At 66.3% G+C, this 24,424-nt stretch carries 22 protein-coding genes; 21 read left to right on the forward strand and 1 reads right to left on the reverse strand.

All coding sequences use genetic code 11. From position 1 onward, the window contains the following. Positions 1-4 precede the first annotated feature (4 nt). The 19 genes from nrdR to AC1DS6_RS07000 all read left to right on the forward strand — a co-directional run bounded on the left by nrdR (position 5) and on the right by AC1DS6_RS07000 (position 18,804). The gene (gene nrdR, locus AC1DS6_RS06910) at positions 5-472 is read left to right on the forward strand and encodes a transcriptional regulator NrdR (RefSeq protein ID WP_035863927.1); all 468 of its coding nucleotides are present in this window, start codon (positions 5-7) and stop codon (positions 470-472) included. A 180-nt stretch (positions 473-652) separates the two neighbouring features. Further along, positions 653-1,240: a type IV pilus modification protein PilV gene (gene pilV / locus AC1DS6_RS06915; protein ID WP_441624835.1), complete on the forward strand. Its 588-nt coding sequence runs from the start codon at positions 653-655 to the stop codon at positions 1,238-1,240. Beyond that, positions 1,240-2,265, forward strand: a complete 1,026-nt coding sequence (locus tag AC1DS6_RS06920) for a PilW family protein (RefSeq protein WP_477102316.1) — start codon at positions 1,240-1,242, stop codon at positions 2,263-2,265. The genes pilV and AC1DS6_RS06920 overlap by 1 nt, the downstream gene beginning before the upstream one ends. Further along, positions 2,262-2,885 carry a pilus assembly PilX family protein gene (locus AC1DS6_RS06925; RefSeq protein WP_477102317.1) on the forward strand — a complete coding sequence of 208 codons (624 nt, stop codon included), beginning with the start codon at positions 2,262-2,264 and terminating at the stop codon, positions 2,883-2,885. The genes AC1DS6_RS06920 and AC1DS6_RS06925 overlap by 4 nt, the downstream gene beginning before the upstream one ends. Positions 2,886-2,920: 35 nt before the next feature. Beyond that, on the forward strand, positions 2,921-6,793 hold the full coding sequence (locus AC1DS6_RS06930; RefSeq protein ID WP_477102318.1) for a pilus assembly protein: 3,873 nt from the start codon (positions 2,921-2,923) through the stop codon (positions 6,791-6,793). After that, a complete protein-coding gene (locus AC1DS6_RS06935; protein ID WP_441624843.1) occupies positions 6,790-7,233 on the forward strand; it encodes a type IV pilin protein in 444 nt (147 codons plus the stop codon). Before AC1DS6_RS06930 ends, AC1DS6_RS06935 begins: the two co-directional genes overlap by 4 nt. Then, entirely contained in the window at positions 7,230-7,775 is a 546-nt protein-coding gene (locus tag AC1DS6_RS06940; protein ID WP_441624845.1) for a GspH/FimT family pseudopilin, read from the forward strand. Before AC1DS6_RS06935 ends, AC1DS6_RS06940 begins: the two co-directional genes overlap by 4 nt. 128 nt (positions 7,776-7,903) lie before the next feature. Next, positions 7,904-8,362 carry a type IV pilus modification PilV family protein gene (locus tag AC1DS6_RS06945; protein ID WP_477102319.1) on the forward strand — a complete coding sequence of 153 codons (459 nt, stop codon included), beginning with the start codon at positions 7,904-7,906 and terminating at the stop codon, positions 8,360-8,362. After that, positions 8,359-9,324, forward strand: coding sequence for a PilW family protein (locus AC1DS6_RS06950; protein WP_477102320.1), 966 nt, complete (start codon positions 8,359-8,361; stop codon positions 9,322-9,324). The genes AC1DS6_RS06945 and AC1DS6_RS06950 overlap by 4 nt, the downstream gene beginning before the upstream one ends. After that, on the forward strand, positions 9,318-9,968 hold the full coding sequence (locus AC1DS6_RS06955) for a pilus assembly protein (protein WP_477102321.1): 651 nt from the start codon (positions 9,318-9,320) through the stop codon (positions 9,966-9,968). The genes AC1DS6_RS06950 and AC1DS6_RS06955 overlap by 7 nt, the downstream gene beginning before the upstream one ends. Further along, on the forward strand, positions 9,965-11,953 hold the full coding sequence (locus AC1DS6_RS06960; protein ID WP_477102322.1) for a pilus assembly protein: 1,989 nt from the start codon (positions 9,965-9,967) through the stop codon (positions 11,951-11,953). The genes AC1DS6_RS06955 and AC1DS6_RS06960 overlap by 4 nt, the downstream gene beginning before the upstream one ends. A 115-nt stretch (positions 11,954-12,068) precedes the next feature. Then, positions 12,069-12,518 (forward strand): type IV pilin protein, encoded by a 450-nt coding sequence (locus tag AC1DS6_RS06965; RefSeq protein ID WP_035863912.1) that lies wholly within the window; start codon positions 12,069-12,071, stop codon positions 12,516-12,518. Between the two features lies 1 nt (position 12,519). After that, entirely contained in the window at positions 12,520-13,113 is a 594-nt protein-coding gene (locus AC1DS6_RS06970; protein ID WP_441624855.1) for a pilus assembly FimT family protein, read from the forward strand. Between the two features lie 46 nt (positions 13,114-13,159). After that, the gene (ribD, locus tag AC1DS6_RS06975) at positions 13,160-14,278 is read left to right on the forward strand and encodes a bifunctional diaminohydroxyphosphoribosylaminopyrimidine deaminase/5-amino-6-(5-phosphoribosylamino)uracil reductase RibD (protein ID WP_441624857.1); all 1,119 of its coding nucleotides are present in this window, start codon (positions 13,160-13,162) and stop codon (positions 14,276-14,278) included. Positions 14,279-14,375: 97 nt separating this feature from the next. After that, positions 14,376-15,005 (forward strand): riboflavin synthase, encoded by a 630-nt coding sequence (locus AC1DS6_RS06980; RefSeq protein WP_441624859.1) that lies wholly within the window; start codon positions 14,376-14,378, stop codon positions 15,003-15,005. 267 nt (positions 15,006-15,272) lie between these two features. Next, positions 15,273-16,385: a bifunctional 3,4-dihydroxy-2-butanone-4-phosphate synthase/GTP cyclohydrolase II gene (gene ribBA / locus AC1DS6_RS06985; protein ID WP_441624861.1), complete on the forward strand. Its 1,113-nt coding sequence runs from the start codon at positions 15,273-15,275 to the stop codon at positions 16,383-16,385. A gap of 66 nt (positions 16,386-16,451) precedes the next feature. Beyond that, the gene (gene ribH, locus AC1DS6_RS06990; RefSeq protein WP_035863901.1) at positions 16,452-16,955 is read left to right on the forward strand and encodes a 6,7-dimethyl-8-ribityllumazine synthase; all 504 of its coding nucleotides are present in this window, start codon (positions 16,452-16,454) and stop codon (positions 16,953-16,955) included. After that, a complete protein-coding gene (nusB, locus tag AC1DS6_RS06995) occupies positions 16,948-17,469 on the forward strand; it encodes a transcription antitermination factor NusB (RefSeq protein WP_441624863.1) in 522 nt (173 codons plus the stop codon). Before ribH ends, nusB begins: the two co-directional genes overlap by 8 nt. A gap of 153 nt (positions 17,470-17,622) precedes the next feature. Continuing rightward, entirely contained in the window at positions 17,623-18,804 is a 1,182-nt protein-coding gene (locus tag AC1DS6_RS07000; protein WP_441624865.1) for a pyridoxal phosphate-dependent aminotransferase, read from the forward strand. A 149-nt stretch (positions 18,805-18,953) separates the two neighbouring features. Here the strand turns inward: AC1DS6_RS07000 and AC1DS6_RS07005 are convergent, their stop codons facing one another. Then, a complete protein-coding gene (locus tag AC1DS6_RS07005) occupies positions 18,954-20,012 on the reverse strand; it encodes a transglycosylase SLT domain-containing protein (protein WP_441624867.1) in 1,059 nt (352 codons plus the stop codon). A gap of 631 nt (positions 20,013-20,643) precedes the next feature. Here AC1DS6_RS07005 and ubiD point away from each other — a divergent pair. Further along, positions 20,644-22,173, forward strand: coding sequence for a 4-hydroxy-3-polyprenylbenzoate decarboxylase (gene ubiD / locus AC1DS6_RS07010; RefSeq protein WP_477102323.1), 1,530 nt, complete (start codon positions 20,644-20,646; stop codon positions 22,171-22,173). Between the two features lie 147 nt (positions 22,174-22,320). Continuing rightward, on the forward strand, positions 22,321-24,345 hold the full coding sequence (locus AC1DS6_RS07015) for an acetoacetate--CoA ligase (RefSeq protein ID WP_477102324.1): 2,025 nt from the start codon (positions 22,321-22,323) through the stop codon (positions 24,343-24,345). Positions 24,346-24,424 lie beyond the last annotated feature (79 nt).

A 24,424-nucleotide genomic window follows, 5' to 3' on the forward strand; every position in this document is an offset into this window, starting at 1 on the left:
AGGCATGAAATGCCCCTTTTGCGCTCATTCCAATACCCAGGTCCTGGACACGCGCATGTCCGAGGAAGGCGATACAGTCCGCCGTCGCCGCCGCTGCGAATCCTGCGACCGCCGCTTCACCACCTATGAGCGGATCGAGCTGTTCTTCCCCGCCATCGTCAAGAAAAACGGCTCCCGCGCGGACTACACCCGCGACAAGCTGAAGGACTCCATGCGCCTGGCGCTGCGCAAGCGCCCGGTCTCCGCTGAAGCCATCGACGCCTCCATCACCCGCATCGAAGAAAAGCTGCTCGCGCTCGGCGAGAAGGAAATCCCCAGCAGCCAGGTCGGGGAACTGGTCATGCGCGAACTGCGCCGGCTCGACAAAATCGCCTACATCCGCTTTGCCTCGGTGTACCGGAGCTTTGAAGACGTGTCGGAATTCCGCGACATGCTGGATGAGTTTTCAACGTCTACCCCACGAAAGCAGTAGAAAAAGTAACGGGAACGTTGTTTAATTCTTTCCAAACTGTGCCCTAGGCTTCATTCCTATATCTATACTTCCGCCTGGGTAGTAGTGACAAAACAATAGAACGAAGCCAAAAGAACGTAGTCTTTTCGGACGAGGGTCAGAATGGGTCAGTCAAGCTGTCGGGGGACGGCCGGCTTTGCCATGCTCGAAGCATTGGTGGCAATGGTCGTATTGGCGATTGGCGTGCTCGGGGTCGCCAGCCTGCTCCTCAATTCCTCGCGTTTTTCCCAGCAAGCCTCCTACGATACCGTTGCCATGCAGCTGGCCACCGAAATGGCCGAGCGCATGCGTGCGAACACTGCCGTCTCCGGCGTGGGCGCGGCCGCCGAGGCCCTCGCGCCCAACCTGTATTTCATCGACACCCAGACCAGCCAGCTGCCCGCGCTGACGCGTAATCCCTATACGACGGCCTGCGCCAGTACGCTGCTCTCCTGCGCGCAGGACACAGCCCGCTTCGATGTGATCGAGTGGTGGAACCGGGTAGCCGCCGCCCTGCCCGGCGGCCGGGCGGTGATCTGCCGCGATACCGTTGCCTATAACCAGACGTCCGGCTTTTCCTGGGGCTGCACGGCCGCTGCAAGCGGCCGTGTCGACGATGCGCCGATCGTCATCAAGGTCGGGTGGATATCGCGCCTGAGCAGCAAGACGCTGGGCACCGGCGCCGATCTCGCCGACATGAACACGCGGCCGCAGATCGTCATCGTCGCCACGCCCGGCACGGTGAACTGATGCGTACGCTCCGCAAGCCGTACCGGCATGCCCAGTCGGGCATGTCGCTGGTCGAACTGATGGTCGCGATGGTCCTCGGCCTGTTGCTGACACTGGCAGCGACCGCCGTTTATTTGGGCAGCCGCACCAACTACAGCACCATCGACGACACCACCGCGCTCGACGAGAAGGGCCGTTTTGCCCTGGACACCATCGTCCGCATCGTGCGGCAGTCCGCATGGACCAACTACGCCGGCAACAGCGCGCCGGCAACAAACCCGGCCAGCGGGCCCATCGCCCAGGCGCCTGGCGGCATCATGCCGACCACCGTCGCGTTGTCACCCACGATCAGCGGCGTCGACAACTGCGCCAGCCCGGGCCAGGACGCGAGCCTCAACCTGTCGTGCCTGCCGGGCACCACCAACCCCGTGAACAAGAGCGACGTGCTGCAGGTGCGCTTTTTCGGTTCGGGCACGCCGTCGGATCGCACCGTGCCCGACAACAGCATGATCGATTGCTCCGGCAATGGCGTCGCGGAACCACAAGCATGGGAGGACGCGGACCTTGCGCGCGGCTTTGCGCGCTTCTTCGTGGCGCCAGACCCCAACGACCCGAGCGGCAACCCGCAACTGATGTGCGGCTATCGCGCTCGCGATGCATCCAACAAGGAAATCTCGAACACCGCGATCACCTCCGTGCCAATCATCTCCGGTGTTGAGGTGTTCCAGGTGCTGTACGGGGTCGACACCAACAATGACTACATCCCGGACCGCTACCTGCCGGCCACGGATGTGCTGGCTCTGGCCACCAAATGGCAAACCGTCGTGTCGCTGAAAATTGCCCTGATACTGGCCGGCGACACCGCGACCAGCCCGGTGCCGGAGGGCCCCACTTTCCAGCTCTTCGGCACGCTCTATGGCGGCGACAGCACCGTCAACGACGCGACCTACAAGCCGACCACGCAGCTACAGCGCTTGCGCCGCCAATACTCGGTCACCGTCCAACTGCGCAACGTCGCAACGTGCCGCACTTGCTCCCCATCATGAGCGCCCCTCTCAAGCCAGCCGCCCAGCGCGGCATTGCCCTGATCACCGGCCTGGTCATGCTCCTGATGATCAGCATCATGGCCGTGGCCGGCGCGCGCCTGGCGATCAACAGCAAACGCATGGCATCCAATCAGCGCGACCGCGACCTTGCAGTGCAAGCGGCCGAAATGGCGCTACAGGATGCCGAGATGGACATCCAGGGTGTCGTTGCCGTCAACAGCCGCTCCGCCCTGTTCTCTGGCAGCAATCCGAACCTGCTGCCCTTCGTCTCCGGCTGCAACACGGGGAGCACGCCTGGCGCAGCCTTCCAGGGCCTGTGCGCGGCCGTCGACAGCGGCACCCCGAACTGGGAAGCCGTGGACTTTGCGCAGACCGGGGCGAATGCCCGCGCGGTGGCCTACGGCACCTTCACCGGACGCCAGTTCCCGACCGCGCCCACGGGCCTGCTGCCCGCCGCCCTGCCCCGCTACATCATCGAGCCGATCCAGGACACATCGCCCGGTGCTTCCGGGAGCCCCGACGCTCCGGTCGTCTACATCTTTCGCGTCACCGCGATGGGCTTCGGTGCCAACACCGCCACCCGCGCCATGCTGCAGTCGTACTACCGGAAGGCCGAATGACTGACCTCGCTCCTGACCTACGCGGAGATTCTCTGATGACACGCTTATGCCGGATCGCGCTGGCCCTCGTTGTCGCCGGTGCAAGCTTGCTTCCCGTGCCAACGCGGGCGGCCACCGCCTTGACACCGTCCACGGTGGACATTGCGCAGTCGCCGCTCTACGGACGCAACCAGAATGTCAACCCGAACCTGCTGCTGTCGCTGTCGGTGGAGTTCCCGACGGTGGGCGCGGCGTACCGGACCGGCACCTACACCCGCAGCACGGAATATGTCGGCTATTTCAACCCGGCCAAGTGCTACAACTATTCATCCAGCGGGTACTTCGAGATCGCTGGCAATGCCAGCGCCAATCACGAATGCTCGGGCCAGTACAGCGGCAACTTCATGAATTGGGCCACGGCCTCCGCCATCGACATGCTGCGCTTCGCGCTCACCGGTGGCGACCGGGTGGTGGATACCCCCACGGACACCGTGCTTCAGCGCGCCGTGCTGCAGGATGATTTTTTCAACAGCGGTTCCTACTTTCCCGCCAAGACGCTGACCAAGTCCAGTTCCAGCGTACCTTCCGCGGTGACGCCGTTCACCACCGATACGCTTTACATCACGTCGTGCAGCAACAAGGTGTTCTTCGGCACCAAGACCGGCAGCGGCGCTTCGTGCGGCAGCCCGGGCAGCTATGCCAACCTCGGCACCATGTATGCCCGCGTCAAGGTGTGCGATGCGAGCGAAGGCAGTTCCCGCACCGACCTCTGCAAGCTCTACGGCACCAACTACAAGCCAGTCGGCGAAATGCAGAAAAACGCCGACCGCGTGCGCTTCGGCGCCTTCGGCTACCTGAACGACAGTTCGGCCACGCGGTACGGCGGCGTGCTGCGGGCCCCGATGAAGTATGTCGGCCCCAAGATGATCGACGGCAACTTCAGCCAGGTCAGCAATCCGAAGACCGAGTGGGATCCCAGCACGGGCGTCTTCGCTGGCAACCCGGAAAATGCCGGCGAAGGCATCAGCGGCGTGGTCAACTACCTGAACCAGTTCGGCCGCTCGGGCAAGTACAAGGGCCTGGACCCGGTCAGCGAGCTGTACTACGAGAGCATCCGCTACCTGCAAGGCAAGCAGCCCACACCGGAAGCGATCACTGACCTCCAGACCGCCTACAAAGACGGCTACCCGGTCTATACCAGCTGGTCTGATCCGGTCGTCGCGAAGTGCCAGCGCAACTACGTGCTGAGTATCGCCGACATCAATACGCACTGGGATCGCTACGTTCCCGGCAATACCCGCACGACCTATATATCGGGCGGCAAGGCGGTAACCGCAAACGACCCCGTGCGCGCGATCGAGGCCGACGGCTTCGACGTCATGGCCTGGACCAGGAAGGTCGCGGACATGGAGAGCACGACAACCTACGGCAATAGCAAGCCCAACTCCTCGCTGGCCAATATGAGTACGGCCGACACGGGCTCCAGCGGCCACGGGACGTACTACATGGCGGGTGTTGCCTACTGGGCGCACACCTACGGCTTCCGGGCGGATATGCCGTCGTTGCGCGTGACCACCTACACCATCGACGTCAACGAGAACGGCGATGGGACCGTCGGCACCGCGCAGCGCCAGAGCCAGTTGTACCTGGCGGCAAAATACGGCGGTTTCAACGATGTCAACGGCGACGGCAGCCCCTTCACCACGTCGGGCGCCAACAATACCGTCGCTAAAAACGACAGCGAATGGGAAGCGACCCCGACCGGATCCAATGTGCCTGCGACGTGGTTCCTGGCGGGTCAGCCGACCGCCATGATCAAGGCGATCCGCGATATCTTCTCCAAGATCGTCAGCTATGGCGGCACCATCTCCGGCGTCGCGCTCACCTCGTCACGCGTTTCCAGCGGCACCTTTATCTTCGCGCCGGGTTTTGACCAGAACTGGACGGGCAAGCTCTCCGCCTTCGCGCTGAGCAATGACAACGGCATCCAGATCGCAAGCAAGGAAAGCTGGGAAGCCGGCGCCTTGCTCACCGCGCGCAGCGGCGGCGCCGGCACACGCAACATTCTCACGTGGGTGCCCGCCAGCAGCGGCGCGGGTGCTGGCAGCGGCGCGCCATTCGACTGGTCATCCATCAACAGCGCGCAGAAGCTCTCTCTAAAGCTCAATGCCAACGAAAGCGACAGCGCCGGAACCGCGCGCCTGAACTACTTGCGAGGCGACCGCAGCAATGAGGAATCAACCGGTGGCACCGGCAGCCTGCGCGCGCGCAACTCCATCCTGGGCGACATCATCAACTCCGGCCCGGCCTACGTTGCGGCCCCCTCCACGGCGATCAACGAGTCCGACTACGGTGCCTTCTACAAGCTGTACCAGAATCGCACCCCGGTGGTCTACATCGGTGCGAACGATGGCATGTTGCATGGATTCAACGCACTGACCGGGGCTGAACTCTTTGCCTATGTACCCAATGCCGTGATGGGGAACCTGATCCAGCTGACGTCGTCCAGCTACGTCCATCGGCCCTATGTGGACGCCACGCCCGTGGTAGCGGAAGCCCGGATCGGCGGCAACTGGAAAACGGTGCTGGCATCCGGACTCGGCGGTGGCGCGCAGGGGCTGTTCGCACTCGACGTGACCGACCCGTCAAACGTGGGAGCCGGCAATGTGCTGTGGGAGTTCACCGACAAGGACGATGCCGACATGGGCAACATCATGTCGACGCCGCAACTCGCCAAGCTCTATGTCGGCGTGGACGCGAACAAGGTCCCGCAATACCAGTGGTTCGTGATCACCGGCAACGGCATCAACAACAACCTGAACGACGGATCGAGCAATGCGGCAGCGCCTTCCGCCCTGTTCATCCTGTCACTCGACAAGGCACCGGGCACACCGTGGCGGTTGAATTCGAACTACTGGAAGATTTCGATGGCGGCGGACAGCAACAGCACCGTCGCCAACGGACTGGGCTCACCGTCCCTGGTGACCCTGGCCTCGCGCCAGACCGTGGCCGCCTATGCCGGCGACCTGCAAGGGCGGCTGTGGAAATTCGTGCTTGGCGGCGGCCCTTCCACCTGGAACGCCAGTGGGGCGCTGCCCTACTACGGCGGGGGCAACCTGGGCCAGCCGCTGTTCCGGGCCCGCGATGCGAGCGGAAATCCGCAGGCCATCACGATCCAGCCGCAGTGGGTCTATGCCCCGGGCGGCTATATGGTGGTCTTCGGCACGGGCAAGTATTACGAATCGGCCGACACCGGCACAGGCTCCTCGCAGCCCCAGAACTCGATGTACGGGGTCTACGACAGCGGCGGCGCCCAGGCTGTGAGCGGGCGCTCCGTGCTCAACCGGGTCACGCTGAAGGCCAACTCGAATGGCGGCTACGACTTCAGCAGCAGTGCCTACAGCCTCGGTTTCCCCACCAAGGACAAACCCGCCCCGAGGGCCGGCTGGTACTTCGATTTCGTCGACAGTGGCGAGCGCCAGGTCACTTCGCTCGTCTCCGCGTACAGCCAGATCTGGTTCAATTCGTTGATGACGGGGGCCGATCTGTGCGGTGCCGGCAGCGGCAGCCATAGCTATCAGCTGTCCGCGCTGACGGGCATGCCGATCTCGGGCACCAGCACGGGCACGCCGGTCACGGCGCCCAGCTCAGGGACGACGTCGACCCTCGGTATGCTCGGCGCGCCGGTGCTGATCCAGACCTTGACCACTGTCGACAGCCAGCGCAATTCCGTCGGCCAGGTGACCACGAACAAGACCATTGATGTCTACTCCTTCGGCGCCAGCGGCGGCGGCCGCACGGGGGGCGCCAAGTTGTCCAGCAACCCATATGCCGACACGACCGCAACGCCTGGCTTGACTCCGGGCGGCCTGCCCATCACGGGCCGGTTGGGCTGGCGCGAGATCCGCAACTTCGGAGCGACGAAATGAACTGGCGCAGGCGTGCGGTACGCGGCTTCACGCTGATGGAGCTGCTCATCATCGTCACCATCATCGGCATCCTGGCGGCGATTGCGTATCCGAACTACACCGAGTACGTTGCACGCGGCCGGCGTGCGGAAGCCAAGGCGGCGATGCTCAATGCCATGCAGGCGCTCGAGCGCCATTACGGGCAATTCAACACATATGCGGATTCCGCCGATCCGACCAAGGGATGGCAGGGCTTCCCCCTGCAGTCCAACAGCAATCTCTATACGTTATCCGCCCTGGCGTGCGGCGCGCTCAGTTTCAATGAATGCGTGCAGGTCAATGCCGTCCCCAGGCTGACTGACGCCACATGCGGCACGCTGCTGCTGCGTAGCACTGGCGAACAGGGCATCCTGGTCAGCAATGTATCGAGCTTCACCAACCTGCCACAGGCTTGCCAATGACGCGCGTCCGCCCCGCCCGCCCATCGCGCGGCTTCACCCTGATCGAGCTGTTGACCACCATAGTCGTGATGACCATCCTGGTTGGCTATGCCATGCCCAGCTTTACGGGTTTCATGCAGCGCAACGCGCTGAATGCCGAGGCAGGGGCGCTCGCGTCCGCGCTGGGCACCGCACGCGCCAATGCCATCTCGCACAATACCTGGGTCACGGTCGCGCCCGTCAACAACGACTGGCAGAACGGCTGGACGGTATGCCTGAACCCCGCCCGCAGCGCCGACTGCTCGTCGGGCCAGACCATCCTGCTGCAACATGCCCAGCTGCCACGCAACCTCACCATCAGTTTCACCGGAACGCCGCAGGTCAGCGTGCTCTCCTATTCCCCCGTGGGCTACACCCGCACACTGACCGACGCCATGATGTCGGCGCAGATCCTGGTGACGCTCGGCAGCGACAGTCAGACTCGCCTCATCGACGTCAGCCAGCTAGGCCGGGTCCGCGTCTGCACTCCCGATACAGCCCAGCCGACGGCTTGCAAGGCGTAGTACGAAGGCGCGCAAGCGGATGATTCTCGCCAGTCCGCTCATACGCACCGTAGTCAGCACAATCCGCAACGTTTCACCCCGTTGTTTGACGTTATCGTCGGCACCTCTGCCCAACTTGCGAGCGTGCCGTGCCGATCCTCCATGCTGCCCTGACCGCCATGCCGGTTCCGCGCAACACGCGGGCCAGGCGACGCGTTGCCGTGCGCCGCCCGACAGGCGGCTACCTCCTGGTCGAGTCCCTCACCGCCCTGGCGCTCCTCGCGATCGGCATGCTTCCGCTTGCCACGCTCGCACCTGTCGCGCTCGGCGCGCTGCGCCACTATGAAGACATCGGGCACGCGACGCGTGCCGCCGCTGAACTGGCGGAGTTGGAGGATCCCCGCCTGGCGCTGTCGCCGCTGCACGCCCGCGGCATCGGCGCGCCTCATCTGCAACTGTGCCGGTCGCTCGCTCCGGCGGGCACGGAGCATGGCCTGCCGGGTTGCGCACCCGGGCGGAAGCTGGCGGTCGTGGGGCCGCTGCCTCGTTCCGCTAGCCCGGACGACGAAGCTGCATTGCGCGCCGTCGCGCTGTGGATCAGGCCATGAGACGCCTTTGCAGGCACGGCATCCGCATCTGGGGCGACACGCGTCCCAAGCGCCCGCGAGGCTTCTCGCTGATCGAACTGATGATCGGACTTGCGCTTGGCATGCTCGCAGGCGCGCTGGCTGCGTCGGCTTTCCACGCGGTACAAGTCGCCTACCGCGCCGCGGTCGACCTTGTGCTGCTGGAGGAGCGGGGCCAGCGTGCCATTGCCGTGGTCTCCCACCTGATCCGGCACGGCGGCTGGCGGCCGCCTGGTGCAACCGCCCTGCCCGACACGCCACCGGCGCTGTCCGGGCGCGACGATTGCGGCCAGCCCGGCATTGCCGCGCAACCCACCTGCGCGCGCCGCGGTGTCAATGGCAGCGACGCGCTGCTGGTGCGCTTCAGCGGCAGTGGGCGCGCGCAAGATCCCACGCTGCCCGACCAGACCATGACCGACTGCAGCGGCTATGCGCTCCCGGCTGCCAGCGCCGGCGGCGATGCCATCGGAAGCGGCGGTACCTATGCCGGCGCGAACTTGCTCTATGTAGCCAACGGTGCCGATGGCGAGCCGCAACTGTTGTGCCGCTATTCCAGCCGGCGCGACGGACGGGTGCAGCAGGGCAACTGGACTTCCGGCGCGCTGGTGCGCGGCCTGGAGACAATGCAGTTGCGCTACGGCATCGATACCGATGGCGACGGCAAGGCCGATACGTTCCTGCGGGCCGAGGAGATCCGCGCCAGGGGTGAAGCGGCCTGGCACGAGGTGCGGGTAGTCCAGGTGGCACTGGTGCTGCGTGGCGAACGCCCGTTGCCGCGGGCTGCCGCGGCCGCCGCGCTTGTCTTGTTTCCGCCGCCGGGGCCGGGCGCGCATGGCGGCGACCTCGTCTTCGATCCCCCTCCCGGGTCCACCTTGATGCGCCGCGTGTTCTCGACATCCGTGCGGCTGCGCAATGCAAGCCCTTGCGTGGAAACGCTATGTTGAATCCGGCGTGGACGCCAGGCGTGCCAATGCAGCGCGTGGCCACAGTGCACCGCAAGCGTGCCGGCGGAAGCACCACACTGCTGCTGACAGCCACGATGCTGCTGCTTGTGGTTGCCACCACGCTGGCCGGCCTGCATTTCCTGCTCTCCAGCCGTCAAGTGACCACATACCAGTTGGAACGCGAAATCGCCTTTCGCGCGGCGGAGACGGCATTGCTCGATGCGGAAGCGGAACTGCTGGAGGCGCTGCGCGCCGGCGCTGCCGGGGCCGACGCGCGCCTTGCCGCGTGGCCGCCGCCTGGCCGGTGCGGCATCGGAGCGCAACTGGGGCTGTGCCGGCCTGCGGCGAACTCTCCGCCGCCGTGGGAGGAATGGCTCGCGGCGCGCCGGCCGGATGAGGCCACCGGCATTGCGCTGGGCACCTTCAGCGGCACCACCTTGCCCGGCTTGCCGGCCGGAACGGCAGGCGTCGACAGCTTGCCACGCTATGTCGTGGAATTACTGCACGAGCGCCCGCCCGGCGAATGGCTGGGAGCGGACTATGCGGCTGGCGCGGGACCGCGGCTGCGCTTTCGCATTACGGCGCTCGGCAGGGGAAGAGACACCGCGGTACGCAGCTTGCTGCAAAGCGAGTTCCAGCCATGACGCTCTTCGCCCGGTGTTGCATCGCGCTGATTGCCCTCCCCGCGTGGCTGCCGTGTGCCGGCGCGGCGCGGGGCGCGGACGCTTACGTCGCGGAGCCTGGCATCCATGCCTGGAGCGGCCGCCTGCGCAGCCTGGCACTTCCATCGGGCGAGCACGAGGTAGCGCAAGCGTTGCCGCCGCCGGCCTGGGAGGCGGGCGCACTGCTCGACATGCGCGATCCCGAGTCGCGCCGCTTGTTGACGGCGCTCGCCGGCTCCGACGAAACGCCGACGCGACTAGCTCCGCTGCAATGGGAAGCACTGGATACCTCGACGCGCGCTCTGCTCGATCGAGCCGGCTCCGAAGGGCCTCACGACGGCGAGGGCCGGGACCGGCTGGCACGCTTGCGTGGCGCACGCCAGGCGCCGGACCCGGCAGTGCCGAAGTCACCGGTGTCCGGGACCGGACGACTGGGGCGCCCGGCCGGCACGCCACCGGTAATGGTTCCGCCGCCCTCCTGGCTGCCCGGCCGGCCCGGCCACGCGGATTTCGCCGCGTTGCACAGCGCGCGCCCGGCGCTGGTCTGGCTGGGCACGCGCGACGGCTTGCTGCACGCGTTCGAGGCGAGATCCGGCAAGGAAGTGCTCGCATTCCTGCCGCGCAGCTTGCTGAGCCAGGCCGCCGGCTGGGCATCGCGGACGGCAAGCCCGGCTCGGGCAGTCACCGCGCCCGTTGCGCCGTGCCCTTACCCTGAAGCGGCGGACGTGGCGCTGGAACCCGGGCGCTGGCGCACCGTCCTGCTATGTGGCGTGCCGGCCAACCCGCCCGGCGAGGAAGCGCGGGCAAGCGTGTTCGCCCTCGACATCACCAGCATCTCCGACCATGCCGCCCAGCCTCCGCCGGCGCTGCTCTGGGAAACCACGGCTTCCGGCACGCTGCCGCTGGCGCCTGCCGGGCCTGTCCGCGCCTTGGCGCTAGCCACGCCTGAAGGTAGGCGCTGGTATGCCATGGCTACGCTGGCCGCCGCGCCGGACGGCAAACTCCCGTCCGGCGGGCCACATCGCAATCCATCCGCGCGGCAGGCAGGCCTCGCCCTGCTGCCGCTGGACAAACCCACCCGCGCCCCGTGGCATGGGCGGTATGCGATACCGCGGCTACACCTGCCTGACCACGGTTGCGGGATCGCCGGCGCCCGCCCCGCCTTGCTGGCGGCGAGCGTCTTGCCGGACGCTTCCGGCATGGCCGTGGCAGCCTATGCCGTGGATGCCATCGGCAGGCTCTGGCGCTACGACCTGCGTGGCGCGGCGCCATGGCACGATAGCGGCCAGCGCGTTCGCTGCATCCACCGCGTGGAGAATTCCTTGCCATGGCCGAGCGGCACGGCAACGGCAGCGGCACCCGTCCTGATCGCCGCTCCCGGAGGCCACCTCGCGGTGTACGGCAGCGGCAATCACATTGCCGCTGTCTTCGACAGCGCCGCCCCCGCGGAGGCGGGAGACGCCGGGGCCGGGGCTGCGCGCGTCGCGGCCCACTCCCGCGGAGACGGCGTCGTGCTGCGCCGCCAGCCCCGCGAAGCAGACCGCCCCGGTCAGCCAGCGACGGCAGGCTGGCACCTGACCTTTCCCAACCCCGGCGAACGGCTGGACCGGCTCATTCCCGCCGATCCGGGCTACCTCGGCGTGGTGACGCGCACGCCCGATGCACATCAGCGCATTTACCTGATTCATGCGTTGAGCGGCGAGTCCACCATCAGCGAGCATGCCGGAGGCCCCCTAATTTATGCAACGACCGGGCTGGACGCGGGTGCCCATGCGGCGGTCGTTCTTGGCCGCGTGCCGCTACCACCCGAACGATCCCCACAGCCCGGGATCGCCTCACGCGAGGCCGTGGCGCTCACGCTCTGGTCCCTGGAGCATGGGCGTGCCGTCCCGCATAACCGCACTGTCGCCAGCCGCCGCACCGGCCGCCTTAGCTGGCGCGAACTGATCCGCTCCGGCTCGCCATGAGCCACCCCTTGCCAAAACCGCCACCCGGCACGTGGCCAGGTACGTGCCCCCAATCAATCGCCGGAAACCGGGTGCGCTCCCACGCATCGGCCGGCGGCCGCCATGGAGAATGCGCATGACGCACCACCCTCGCCCGCCCGGATTCACCCTGCTCGAAATGCTGGTCACGCTGACGGTGATGACCATCCTCACGGCGATGGTCGTGCCTGCCTGGCATCGGCATATGGAGCGAGGCTGGCGCGCCGAGGCGCGCAGCGCCATGCTTGGCGCGATGCTGGAACTGGAGCGCCACGCGCTGGCCACCGTGAGCTTCGCGAGTGAACCCGGCGGCGCGGTGGTAGCCGGCAAATGGCCACTGCCCGTGCCAGCGCCGCCGGCGCGCCCGCGTCACTGGATCAACGCCAGCGCCTGCCCGAGCGGCGGGCTGGAGCGCTGCGTCGAATTGCGCGCCGTGCCCCAGGCGCCGGACGCGTCATGCGGCACGCTGATTCTGCGTAGTACCGGCGAGTGGCTTGCGCAGCCCGCGTTGGCGGCAAAGCCGGTGCCGCTGCCGCGGGCTTGCTGACATGCCGGGGCATCGGCCTTCGCATGGCCGCCGGCATCGAAGCGGCGGCGCAACACTCGCCGAACTGCTGACCTGCCTGGCCGTGCTGTCCATGCTCGTGGCATTCGCCTACCCGTCCTGGCAGCGCTTGCTGGCGCGGCAGCAGGTGGTACTGGCGGCCGACCGGCTCGCCGGCTCGCTGGCACTCGCGCGCGCCACCGCCGTTGCCCGGCGCGCGGACGTATTGCTGGCGCCCTTGCCCGGCGCGGCAACGCTGGACCAGGGCTGGCGCCTGACACTGCCGCCCTCCGGCACCGACGGGCCTGACCGGCACGATGGCGACTTGCTGGCCATGGTCGAACTGCACAGCGCCTGCCTGCGCATCGCACTGCGTTCGACCACGCAAGGCAACCATACGCTGCACATGGCAGCTGTGGGATACTCTCGCTCAGAGCAAGGCGGTTTCCTCGCCGCCACCTTCACCGTGACCTGCCAGGGTGAACAGCGGCAACTAAGGCTCGGTGCCCACGGTCGCATCCGCCTGTGCACGCCGGGCCAGGATACCGATTGCGGTGGTCCCGACCAGCCCCCCGCCGCCCTGACACTTGAAGACTGAAACCAACCTCAACTCGCCGCCCGCGCGGCAGGAAGCACCAGGCCTCATGTTCTCCGATACCGACCACGCAGCCATGGCACAAGCTCTCGCGCTAGCGGCGCGAGGCATGTACACCACCACGCCCAATCCGCGCGTTGGCTGCGTTTTGTCCAAGGACGGCAAGATCATCGGCCAGGGCTTCACGCAACCCGCCGGACAGGATCACGCCGAGATACAGGCGCTCAAGGACGCCGCCGCGCGCGGCAACGATCCGGCCGGCGCCACGGCCTTCGTCACGCTGGAGCCTTGCAGCCATTTTGGCCGGACGCCGCCCTGCGCGGATGCGCTGGTGCGCGCCGGCATCGCGCGCGTCGTAGCGGCCATGGAAGACCCGAATCCCACCGTTTCCGGCCGCGGCTTGCAACGGCTGCGCGAAGCCGGCGTGGACGTGCGCTGCGGGCTCCTGGAAAAAGAAGCCCGCGAACTCAATATCGGATTTGTCAACCGCATGACGCGCGGACTGCCCTGGGTGCGGATCAAGGTTGCCGCCTCGCTCGACGGCGGTACCGCGCTGCACGATGGCACCAGCCAGTGGATTACCGGCCAGGCGGCACGCGACGATGGCCATGCCTGGCGCGCGCGCGCAAGCGCCATCCTCACCGGCATCGGCACCGTGCGCGACGACAACCCACAGCTGAATGTGCGCGCCGTGGACACGCCACGCCAGCCACAGCGCGTGGTGGTGGACTCCCGGCTGGAGATCCCGCTGGACGCACGCCTGCTGACACCGGACACCGGCGATTTTGCCAAGCCGGTGCTGGTGTTCTGCGCATTCGACGACGGCGCGCGCCGGCGCGCGCTGGAGGCTCGCGGCGCCGAGGTGGTGGTGCTGCCCAATCCGCACGGCAAGGTGGAACTGCGCCACATGCTGGAAGAACTTGGGCGGCGCGGCGTCAACGAGCTGCATGTGGAAGCCGGGTTCAAGCTGAACGGCTCGCTGATCCGCGAGCATTGCGCCGACGAACTGCTGGTCTACCTGGCGCCCAAGCTGCTGGGAGATGCGCAAGGCATGTTCCAGTTGCCGCCCCTGGCACGGCTGCAGGACGCCGCGGCCTTCCGCTGGCACGACGTACGCATGATCGGGGAAGACCTGCGGCTGATCGCACGCCGCGCCGACCACGCCTGACCGCCTGCCGCCCCCCCCGACAGGAAGCCGCGGGCAAATACGAACTGGCGCCGCACCTGCTAGCATGCGTGTTTTCCCATCGCATTTCGCACCGACCATGTTCACTGGCATTGTCGCGGCCGTCGGCCGCATCGAATCCGTTTCCCCGCTGGGTGCCAGCGAAGCCGCAGCCGACGCCGGCGTGCGCCTGCGCATCCGCGCTCCCGGGCTTGACCTGTCCGATGTCATCCTGGGTGACAGCATCGCCATCCAGGGCGCTTGCATGACGGTGATCGCGCTGGACGGAGACGCCTTCGACGTGGATGTATCGCGTGAGTCACTCGACAAGACCGCCGGCCTCGACAAGCCAGGCCGCGTCAACCTGGAAAAGGCGCTGACCCTGGCCGACCGTCTCGGTGGCCATCTGGTATCCGGCCATGTCGACGGGCTAGGCGAAGTCACGCACTTCGCTCCGGTGGGCGAATCCCACGAGTTGCGCGTGCGCGCCCCGCGCGAGCTCGGACGCTACCTGGCCTACAAGGGGTCGGTGGTAGTCAACGGCGTATCGCTCACGGTCAACAAGGTCATTGACGAGCAGGACAGCTGCACCTTCTCGATCAACCTGATCCCCCACACGATCGAGGTCACCACGCTGCAGGATCTCAAGCCCGGCGCGCGCGTGAACCTGGAGATCGATCTGATCGCACGGTACGTGGAACGCATGCTGAGCGCGCCGAAAGCCGCCTGATATGCGCTCTTCCAGGCGCCGCTAGCCGGCCGCCATTGCCACGCACCCCAAGCACCAACCGCCACAGGGAAGTCCCCGGCGGGCAGCGCGCGCCTTGCGGCGCGCGGTTGACGTACAATATTGGGCCAGACCGCTGCCGCGGCCGGCCGGTTTCCCCCAAGGCGGGTCCCGGCGAGCCGGTGCCGACAGCCGGCCAGCAAGCCATCCCGCCCGAAATTCAGCCAGAATTCCAGCCCCAACCTCAGCCCGCTTTCCAGCCTGCATGCCATGACAATCGCCCGTACAGAAGAAATCATTGCCGAAATCCGTGCCGGCCGCATGGTTATCCTGGTTGACGAGGAAGACCGCGAGAACGAGGGCGACCTGGTGCTGGCTGCCGATTTCGTCACACCGGAGGCGATCAACTTCATGGCCAAGTATGGCCGCGGCCTGATCTGCCTGACGCTGACCGCCGAGCGCTGCCGCCAGCTTGAGCTGCAACCCATGGTCAGCCGCAACGGCACCGTCCACGGCACCAACTTCACGGTATCGATCGAAGCGGCCGAGGGCGTCACTACCGGCATTTCGGCAGCCGACCGGGCCCGTACCGTGCAGGCCGCCGTGGCAAAGGACGCCCGCGCCACAGACCTGGTCCAGCCCGGCCATATCTTCCCGCTGACGGCCCAGCCCGGTGGCGTGCTGATCCGCGCGGGCCATACCGAGGCCGGCTGCGACCTGGGCGCCCTGGCCGGCCTTACGCCGGCTGCCGTGATCTGCGAGATCATGAAGGACGACGGCACCATGGCGCGCCTGCCCGACCTGGTCGAGTTCGCGCAGGAGCATGACATCAAGATCGGCACCATTGCCGACCTGATTCACTACCGCAGCCGCACCGAGAGCATTATCGAGCGCGCCGGCGAGCGCACCATGCAAACGCCCTACGGCACCTTCAACAGCATCATCTATCGCGACAAGCCGAGCGGCCGCGCGCACCTGGCGCTGGTCAAGGGTGCGCCGCAGCCCGACCGCGAAACGCTGGTGCGGGTGCACGAGCCGCTGTCCACCCTGGACCTGCTCGAAGTGTCGCGCACCACGCATTCGTGGAGCGTGCCCGCCGCGCTCGAGGCCATCGCCCAGGCCGATCACGGCGTGATGGTGCTGCTGAACTGCGGGGACACGGCGGAGCAGCTGTTCACGCAGTTCTCGGCCCTTGATGCCCCGCAGAATCGCCCCCGTGTGAAGCCGGACCTGCGCACCTATGGCACCGGCGCCCAGATCCTCAAGGATCTCGGCGTGGGCAAGATGCGTGTGCTGGCTTCCCCGCTGAAAATGCCGAGCATGACCGGCTATGACCTTGAAGTGACTGGCTACCAGCCCATGAGCGGCGGCCAGGCAAACTGAACTACCGGATATCCGGCGGCCGCAATCCTATCGCCGGCCGCCACCCCGAACCCAGGAGAACACAAGATGGATCACGGTTTCTATCCCAGCAACCTCGAAGGTGAAGGCCTGCGCATCGGCATCGTGCAAGCGCGCTTCAACGAGCCGGTTTGCGACGAACTGCGCGAAGCCTGCGTGGCCGAACTGGAAAAGCTGGGCATCGAAGGCGAGGACACCCTGGTGGTGACCGTGCCCGGCGCCCTCGAGATTCCGCTGGCACTGCAAAAGATGGCCGAAAGCGGCCAGTTCGACGCACTGATCGCGCTTGGCGCGGTGGTCCGCGGCGAGACCTACCACTTCGAGCTGGTCTCGAACGAATCCGGCGCCGGCATCACCCGCGTCGGGCTGGACTTCAACGTGCCCATCTCCAACGGCATCCTGACCGTCGACACCGACGCCCAGGCTCACGCCCGCACCCGCGAGAAGGGCCGCGATTGCGCCCGCGCCGCGGTGGAAATGGCAAACCTGGTCTCCGCGCTGGATTCGCTGCGCGGCCAGGAAGAGGATGAAGACGAGGACGACGATGAGTGACGCGCCCGATAGCAGCAACCCCGCCGGCAAGCCGGCGGACGACGCCGGCGCCAAGCCCGCCGCCAAGTCCGAGCCCAAGGCAGCGCCCAAGAGCGCGCGCCGCCGCTCGCGCGAACTCGCACTGCAGGGCCTGTACCAGTGGCTGCTGAATCGCAACGATACCGATGCGATCCAGGCCCATCTGCACGACGCCCAAGGCTTCAACAAGGCTGACCGCGAGCACTTCGACGCCCTGCTCAATGGCGCCATCCGCGAAGAAACCAGGCTGACCGGTGCGTTCGAGCCTTTCCTGGACCGCCCGGTGGCCGAGCTGTCGCCGGTGGAGCGCGCTGCCCTGCTGATCGGCAGCTACGAACTGATCCACTGCGTCGACATCCCGTACAAGGTTGTCATCAACGAAGCCGTGGAACTGACCAAGACCTTCGGCGGCGTGGAAGGCTATAAATACGTCAACGGCGTGCTGGACAAGCTGGCCGCCAAGGTGCGCGCGCCCGAACTGGCCGCCCGACGCTGAGCGACGGCAACCTGCGCCGTTCACGGCGCCAGGCTTGCCGTTCAGACACCCGCTCCGGCGGGTGTTTTTACTTCTACGCCGATCAACTCGGCTTAATTCCGCTTTAACTTCGCACCTCCTCCCCCAACCCAGCCCACCAAGCCTATTCCCGCCATGGACATGCAGCGCCTCGCTACCGCCTCCCGACTTGCCAATATCGATGCCTTCCACGTGATGGAGCTGGCCAAGCAGGCCGCCGAACTCGAGCGTGCCGGGCGCCACATCATCCACATGGGCATTGGCGAGCCCGACTTCACCGCCGCCGAGCCAGTCGTGCGGGCGGCCGAGGCGGCCATGCGCCGGGGCGTCACCCAGTACACCGGCGCGCTGGGCATCGCGCCGCTGCGCGAGGCCATCGCCGGCTATTACAAGACCATGTACGGGATCGACATCCCGGCGCGCCGCGTGATAGTCACCGCCGGCGCCTCGGGCGCGCTGCTGCTGGCGTGCGCCGTGATGGTGGAGATCGGCGCCGAGGTGCTGATGCCGGACCCCAGCTATCCCTGCAACCGCCATTTCGTCGCAGCCTTCGACGGCCGTGCCAGGATGATCCCGAGCGGCCCGGCCCAGCGCTTCCAGCTCACGGCCGCGCAGGTGGAAGCACACTGGGGCGAGCAGACCCGTGGCGTGCTACTGGCCTCCCCCTCCAACCCCACCGGCACCTCGATCTTGCCGGATGAGCTGGCGCGCATCCTTAGGGCCGTACGCGCCCGCCAGGGCTTCGCCATCGTCGACGAGATTTACCAGGGCCTGTCGTACGACGCGTCGCCGGTATCGGCGCTGAGCCTGGACGACGATGTGATCACCGTCAACAGCTTCTCCAAGTACTTCAATATGACCGGCTGGCGCCTAGGCTGGCTGGTGGTGCCGGACGAACTGGTGAATGCCTTCGAGAAAGTGGCGCAGAATCTGTTTATCTGCGCCTCGGCGGTGGCCCAGCACGCGGCGCTGGCCTGTTTCTCCCCCGAAGCGCTGGCCATATATGACGCACGCAAGGCCGAATTCCATCGCCGCCGCGACGCCATCGTGCCGGCGCTGGAATCGCTCGGCCTGCGGGTGCCGGTCAAGCCGGATGGCGCTTTCTACGTGTATGCGGACTGCCGGGGCGTCAACCACCCCGCCGCGGGCGACGCCGACACCCTGACCCAGGCCATGCTGCGCGATGCGGGCGTGGTCATGGTACCGGGTCAGGATTTTGGTCCCTATACGGCCAGCGACTATATCCGGATCTCGTACGCGACCTCCATGGAGAACATCGAGGAAGCCATGGCGCGACTGGGCAAGTTCTTCGCCTGAGGGATGCACAAACGAGACCCAAACGAAAAAAAGCACCCCTGTGGGTGCTTTTTTTCTGCTTGCCGGCTCCGTCTTGTCCTGGCGGGCCCGGAGGCGCCTTCTCGCGCGTGCCGGCAAGCAGCAGCCGTCCAGGCCGCCGCCGGTGCGTATCAGGCGCTTCTCGGCACGTTCCCGGCGGCTTCCAACTTGTCGCTGGCCGTACCTTGATGGTGCTCTGCCTGCGACTTGGCGTCGGTAGTCACTTCCGGCTTGGCAGCCACGGGCTCGGCCGTGACGCTGCGTACGCCCGGCAGCTGACGCAGGCGGGCACGCTCTGCCAGCACCTTGGCGCCATAGCCGCCGTCGGTGTTGGTGGTCGCTGCGCCGACGTAGTACTTCAGGCCGCCTTCCAGCGAACCCGCGCGGGCGATGCAGTCCTTCAGCACCAGCGCGCCGATCTTGATATTGGCGTACGGGTTGAGCGCGGCTGCCACGCCGCCCACGGCCTCGTACTTGTCCTGGTGGACCTTGGTCATCACCTGCATCAGGCCCTGCGCGCCCACGCCGCTCTCGGCGTACGGGTTGAAGCTGGACTCGATGGCGATCACGCCCAGGATCAGCAGCGGATCAATGCCAACCTCACGCCCGGTCAGGTACGCGGCCTTCACCAGTTGCGCGGTTGCCTGCGCCGCCACGCGGTACTTGCGTGCGATGTACTCAGCCACGACTGCCTGCTCGCGCGCGCTGCCCAGCGTCGCCGGGTTGCGCGCATCCAGCGCCACGCGCTGCGCCGGGATCTGCGCGGCCAGGTGGGCCACGGAGGGCACCTTGCCGGCCGGCTGGCTCCAGTCGTCGGTGCCGGACACCGTGGGCAGACCCACGGGCTTGGCCGGTGCCAGACCGATCTTGGCCGCGGCCACGTCGGCCGTACTGGCAGGCACCGCCGCTTCCATCAGTACCGCGGGCGCTTCCTCGCCGGCCAGCGCGCCAGCGAGGGCCGTACGCCACTCCTGGCTGACCGATAGCGATACAGCTGCGACTGCAGACAACACCCCGAGACTGTTCAGGGCATATTTCAATGTTGCGCGACCGCGCCGTAAGGCGCGGCCAGCGACCGGATGCGCGAGACGGACCTGCAATGCCCGATTCACTCCGGGTACCGGTTGTCTGAAACGGACCTGCAATGCCCGCCCGACTCCGGGAAGATGAAGGGTTTTCCAACCACTCATACTTACCTCCATCCGCCGTCCGCTTCGCGCCGCGTTGTTGCGCCGCACGTCCGTTGACCGCGTATTCAAGTAAGGATGCCGCGCCGCCTAGCAATGACGTCCAGCACCTGTTGGTGAGCGCTCCCCATGCGCCCAACGAGAAACAAGGTAGGCTCTTGGGGGAGCCTGCCCTGCCGCGAACTACTCAAAGCACCCGGCCAGCGCCGGGGCGATCGACCGGACCCGTCCTGCTCTGACGGATCCGCTCATATGATCGGATATGGATGATTCTTCACTAACCCCTTGACAGGGCGCAAAAAAATGTGCTGCACCGCAACACTCCAACGAGCAGAAACGGATTGTAGAAACCCTTTTATACATCGTCAAGAATAACGATTTCAATTAACCAATCTTTTGGTTATATGTAACAAGGCTCTTTGACGCACTTTCACCACCCCCCGATTCTGGGAAAGTCAGCACTGGCAATGCATGGAGGCCATCGCGGCCGACCGCGGCGGTGTCAAAAAATTTACAATTTGGAGATGCAAATGAGGATGATTTTTTTGCGCCTCATCGCACCAATGTGTAGATAGAAGCATATGACTTGCCAGGACAGGCGCGCTCCGTCGCCTGTACACCACTAGAATTCACTATGAAATACAACGACTTGCGCGATTTCATCGGCCAGCTGGAAGGCCTTGGCGAACTGAAACGGATCGATGCGCCGGTGTCGCCCAACCTCGAAATGACCGAAATCTGCGACAGACTGTTGCGGGCAAGCGGACCGGCAGTCGTGTTCAAAAACCCGAGCGATCCCCGGAGGCCTGGACAGAGTTATAGCGTCCCCGTACTGGCCAATCTGTTCGGTACGACACGCAGGGTGGCGCTGGGCATGGGCGCCGAAAGCCTGGCCGATCTACGTGATATCGGCCGTGTCCTGTCGGCGCTCAAGGAGCCCGAACCGCCCCGCGGCCTGCGCGAAGCCGGCAAGCTGTTCACGCTGGCCAAGTCCGTGTGGGACATGGCGCCCAAGCGTGTCGGTAGCCCGGCCTGCCAGGAGGTGGTCTGGGAAGGCAATGACGTGGACCTGGCGCGCCTGCCCATCCAGACATGCTGGCCGGAAGACGCGGCGCCGCTGATCACCTGGGGCCTGGTGATCACCAAGGGCCCGCACAAGAAGCGGCAGAACCTGGGCATCTACCGCCAGCAGGTCATCAGCCGCAACCAGGTCATCATGCGCTGGCTGGCGCATCGCGGCGGCGCGCTGGACTTCCGCGAGCATGCGCTGACCAACCCCGGCAAGCCATTCCCGATCGCGGTGGCGCTTGGTGCGGACCCGGCCACCATCCTTGGCGCCGTCACGCCCGTGCCGGACACCTTGTCGGAATACCAGTTCGCTGGACTGCTGCGTGGCAGCCGCACCGCGCTGGCCGGCTGCATCACGCCCACGCTGTCCGAACTGAGCGTGCCGGCTTCGGCCGAGATCGTACTGGAAGGCCATATCCAGCCCGACCCGAACCACCCTTCCGGCTACCAGCACGCGCTGGAAGGTCCGTACGGCGACCACACCGGCTATTACAACGAGCAGGACTGGTTCCCGGTCTTCACCATCGACCGCATCACCATGCGGCGCGATCCGATCTACCACTCCACCTACACTGGCAAGCCGCCCGACGAGCCGGCCGTGCTTGGCGTGGCGCTTAACGAAGTCTTCGTGCCCCTGCTGCAAAAGCAGTTCCCGGAAATCACGGATTTCTACCTGCCGCCCGAGGGCTGCAGCTACCGCATGGCCGTGGTGCGCATGAAGAAGCAATACGCCGGCCACGCCAAGCGCGTGATGTTCGGCGTCTGGAGCTTCCTGCGCCAGTTCATGTATACGAAGTTCATCGTGGTGGTGGACGACGACGTCGACGTGCGCGACTGGAAGGAAGTGATCTGGGCCATCACCACGCGCGTCGATCCCGCGCGCGATACCGTGCTGGTGGCGAACACGCCGATCGACTATCTCGACTTCGCCTCGCCGGTATCCGGGCTGGGCTCGAAGATGGGCATCGACGCCACCGACAAATGGCCCGGCGAAACCACCCGCGAATGGGGCCGCCCGATCCAGATGGATGCCGCCGTCAAGGCACGCGTCGATGGCCTTTGGGACTCGCTGTTCGAGGCCCGGTCCAAGGCATGATGGCGGACTGCATGTAAGATCACGTTTTCCGGGTCGGCGGCGAGCGAAGCCGCTCCCGACCCCAAACGGTATCGCGAGGCATCGCACCGCATTACATCGTATCGCAACCCATCCGCACGTCCGCGCAGACGGACCCGAGGAGGAGACATGACCACCCTTGAAGAAGGGAAACTGATGTGGACGCCGTCGCCGGCGTTCCGCGACGGCAGCCGCATTGCGCACTTCATGCGCTGGCTGGAAAGCGAGCGAGGCCTCGCCTTCACGGACTACGCCACGCTATGGCAGTGGTCTGTGACCGACCTGGAAGGTTTCTGGGACGCCATCCGCGCCTACTTCGACCTGCGCTTCGACACTCCGCCCTCGCGCGTGCTCGGCGATGCCGGCATGCCCGGCGCGCGGTGGTTCGAAGGCGCCAGCCTGAACTATGTGCAGCAGGTATTCCGCCATGCCGGCGGCGGCGCGGCGCGCCAGCGCGCCGCCATCCGCTACGCCGGCGAATCCGTTGAAGTCACGGACCTTGGCTGGGACGCACTCGAACAACAGGTAGCCTCGCTGGCGCACGCCCTGCGCGAAATGGGCATCACCCGCGGCGATCGCGTGGCAGGCTACCTGCCGAACATCCCCGCCACCGTCGTCGCCTTCCTGGCCACCGCCAGCCTGGGCGCGATCTGGTCGGGCTGCGCGCCCGACATGGGGCAGGTGGCGGTGATCGACCGCTTCCGCCAGATCGAGCCCAAGGTGCTGATCGCCGTGGACGGATACCGATACGGCGGCAAGGCTTACGACCGCGCACCGGTACTGTCCGACCTGGCGGCCGCCCTGCCCTCGCTCACGGACCTGGTGCTGGTGCAGGCGGGAAATCCCGGCGAAGGCACGATCCCGCTTCCGCCCGGCCTGCGCCGCCACGCATGGCAAGACGTGCTGGCCCATCGCGTGCCGCTGGCGATTGAGCCCGTACCGTTCGACCACCCGCTGTGGATCGTCTACTCTTCGGGCACCACGGGCATGCCCAAACCCATCGTGCACGGCCACGGCGGCATCGTCATCGAGCAACTCAAGCTCATGGCCTTCCACAACAACCTCGGGCCGGACGACGTTTTCCACTGGTACAGCAGCAGCGGCTGGATCATGTGGAATGCCCAGGTGGCGGGGCTGTTGCTAGGCACCACCATCGCGCTCTACGATGGCAACCCCGCCTGGCCCGACGCCGGAGTGTTGTGGCGCTTCGTGGATGCCGCCGGCGTCACCGCCTTTGGCGCCGGCGCGGCATTCTTCACCAGTTGCATGAAGGCAGGCATCGAGCCGGCCCGCGTGGCCGACCTGTCCCGGCTGCGCGCGCTTGGCTCCACCGGTTCGCCACTACCTGCAGAGGCCTACGACTGGATCTACCGCCACGTGCGCACCGACATCTGGCTGGCGCCCATGAGCGGCGGCACCGACTTCGCCGGCTCCTTCGTGGCGGGTTGCCCGATCCTGCCCGTCTATTCAGGCGAGATGCAGTGCCGCTGCCTGGGCGCAAAAGTAGAGGCCTTCGACGAAGCCGGCCAAGCGCTGACCGAAGAAGTGGGCGAACTGGTCTGCACGGCGCCGATGCCGTCGATGCCGCTGTTCCTGTGGGGCGATGCCGACGGAAAGCGCTACCGCGACAGTTACTTCGATACCTATCCCGGCGTCTGGCGCCACGGCGACTGGATCAAGATCACCGCGCATGGCGGCGCCATCATCTACGGCCGCTCGGACGCGACCATCAACCGCCACGGCATCCGCATGGGCACCAGCGAGTTGTACCGGGTGGTGGAAGATCTGCCGGAAGTACTCGACAGCATGGTGGTGGACCTCGAGTACCTCGGCCGCGACTCCTACATGCCGCTGTTCGTGGTGCTGCGCGAAGGCGTGGTGCTCGACGATGCGCTGCGTGACATCATGCGCGCGCGCATCCGCAGCGCGCTGTCTTCGCGCCATGTGCCGAACGAAATCCTGCAGGTGCCAGGCGTGCCGCGCACGCTGTCGGGCAAGAAGATGGAAGTGCCGGTCAAGAAACTGCTGCTGGGCCACGCCCCGGACAAGATCGCCAATCGCGATGCCATGGCCAACCCGGAGACGCTGGACTGGTACTTTGCCTACGCCGAGCATTTCCTCGCGGCGCGTGCGAGCGAATCCGCGCCGGTGTAAAGCAAAGAGGGTGCGCCACGGCGCACCCTCTTCTTAATTGCTTAATTGCCCATCTCCTTTTTCCCCTTTTCACCCCCTG

The sequence above is a fragment of the Cupriavidus sp. 05L310 genome (assembly GCF_056398185.1).

Excerpts from the sequence above, each read along its gene's own strand:
- nrdR (WP_035863927.1), top strand. The coding sequence starts at position 5 with ATGAAATGCCCCTTTTGCGCTCATTCCAATACCCAGGTCCTGGACACG.
- pilV (WP_441624835.1), top strand. The coding sequence starts at position 653 with ATGCTCGAAGCATTGGTGGCAATGGTCGTATTGGCGATTGGCGTGCTC.
- AC1DS6_RS06920 (WP_477102316.1), top strand. The coding sequence starts at position 1,240 with ATGCGTACGCTCCGCAAGCCGTACCGGCATGCCCAGTCGGGCATGTCG.
- AC1DS6_RS06925 (WP_477102317.1), top strand. The coding sequence starts at position 2,262 with ATGAGCGCCCCTCTCAAGCCAGCCGCCCAGCGCGGCATTGCCCTGATC.
- AC1DS6_RS06930 (WP_477102318.1), top strand. The coding sequence starts at position 2,921 with ATGACACGCTTATGCCGGATCGCGCTGGCCCTCGTTGTCGCCGGTGCA.
- AC1DS6_RS06935 (WP_441624843.1), top strand. The coding sequence starts at position 6,790 with ATGAACTGGCGCAGGCGTGCGGTACGCGGCTTCACGCTGATGGAGCTG.
- AC1DS6_RS06940 (WP_441624845.1), top strand. The coding sequence starts at position 7,230 with ATGACGCGCGTCCGCCCCGCCCGCCCATCGCGCGGCTTCACCCTGATC.
- AC1DS6_RS06950 (WP_477102320.1), top strand. The coding sequence starts at position 8,359 with ATGAGACGCCTTTGCAGGCACGGCATCCGCATCTGGGGCGACACGCGT.
- AC1DS6_RS06955 (WP_477102321.1), top strand. The coding sequence starts at position 9,318 with ATGTTGAATCCGGCGTGGACGCCAGGCGTGCCAATGCAGCGCGTGGCC.
- AC1DS6_RS06960 (WP_477102322.1), top strand. The coding sequence starts at position 9,965 with ATGACGCTCTTCGCCCGGTGTTGCATCGCGCTGATTGCCCTCCCCGCG.
- AC1DS6_RS06965 (WP_035863912.1), top strand. The coding sequence starts at position 12,069 with ATGACGCACCACCCTCGCCCGCCCGGATTCACCCTGCTCGAAATGCTG.
- AC1DS6_RS06970 (WP_441624855.1), top strand. The coding sequence starts at position 12,520 with ATGCCGGGGCATCGGCCTTCGCATGGCCGCCGGCATCGAAGCGGCGGC.
- ribD (WP_441624857.1), top strand. The coding sequence starts at position 13,160 with ATGTTCTCCGATACCGACCACGCAGCCATGGCACAAGCTCTCGCGCTA.
- AC1DS6_RS06980 (WP_441624859.1), top strand. The coding sequence starts at position 14,376 with ATGTTCACTGGCATTGTCGCGGCCGTCGGCCGCATCGAATCCGTTTCC.
- ribBA (WP_441624861.1), top strand. The coding sequence starts at position 15,273 with ATGACAATCGCCCGTACAGAAGAAATCATTGCCGAAATCCGTGCCGGC.
- ribH (WP_035863901.1), top strand. The coding sequence starts at position 16,452 with ATGGATCACGGTTTCTATCCCAGCAACCTCGAAGGTGAAGGCCTGCGC.
- nusB (WP_441624863.1), top strand. The coding sequence starts at position 16,948 with ATGAGTGACGCGCCCGATAGCAGCAACCCCGCCGGCAAGCCGGCGGAC.
- AC1DS6_RS07000 (WP_441624865.1), top strand. The coding sequence starts at position 17,623 with ATGGACATGCAGCGCCTCGCTACCGCCTCCCGACTTGCCAATATCGAT.
- AC1DS6_RS07005 (WP_441624867.1), bottom strand. The coding sequence starts at position 20,012 with ATGAGTGGTTGGAAAACCCTTCATCTTCCCGGAGTCGGGCGGGCATTG.
- ubiD (WP_477102323.1), top strand. The coding sequence starts at position 20,644 with ATGAAATACAACGACTTGCGCGATTTCATCGGCCAGCTGGAAGGCCTT.
- AC1DS6_RS07015 (WP_477102324.1), top strand. The coding sequence starts at position 22,321 with ATGACCACCCTTGAAGAAGGGAAACTGATGTGGACGCCGTCGCCGGCG.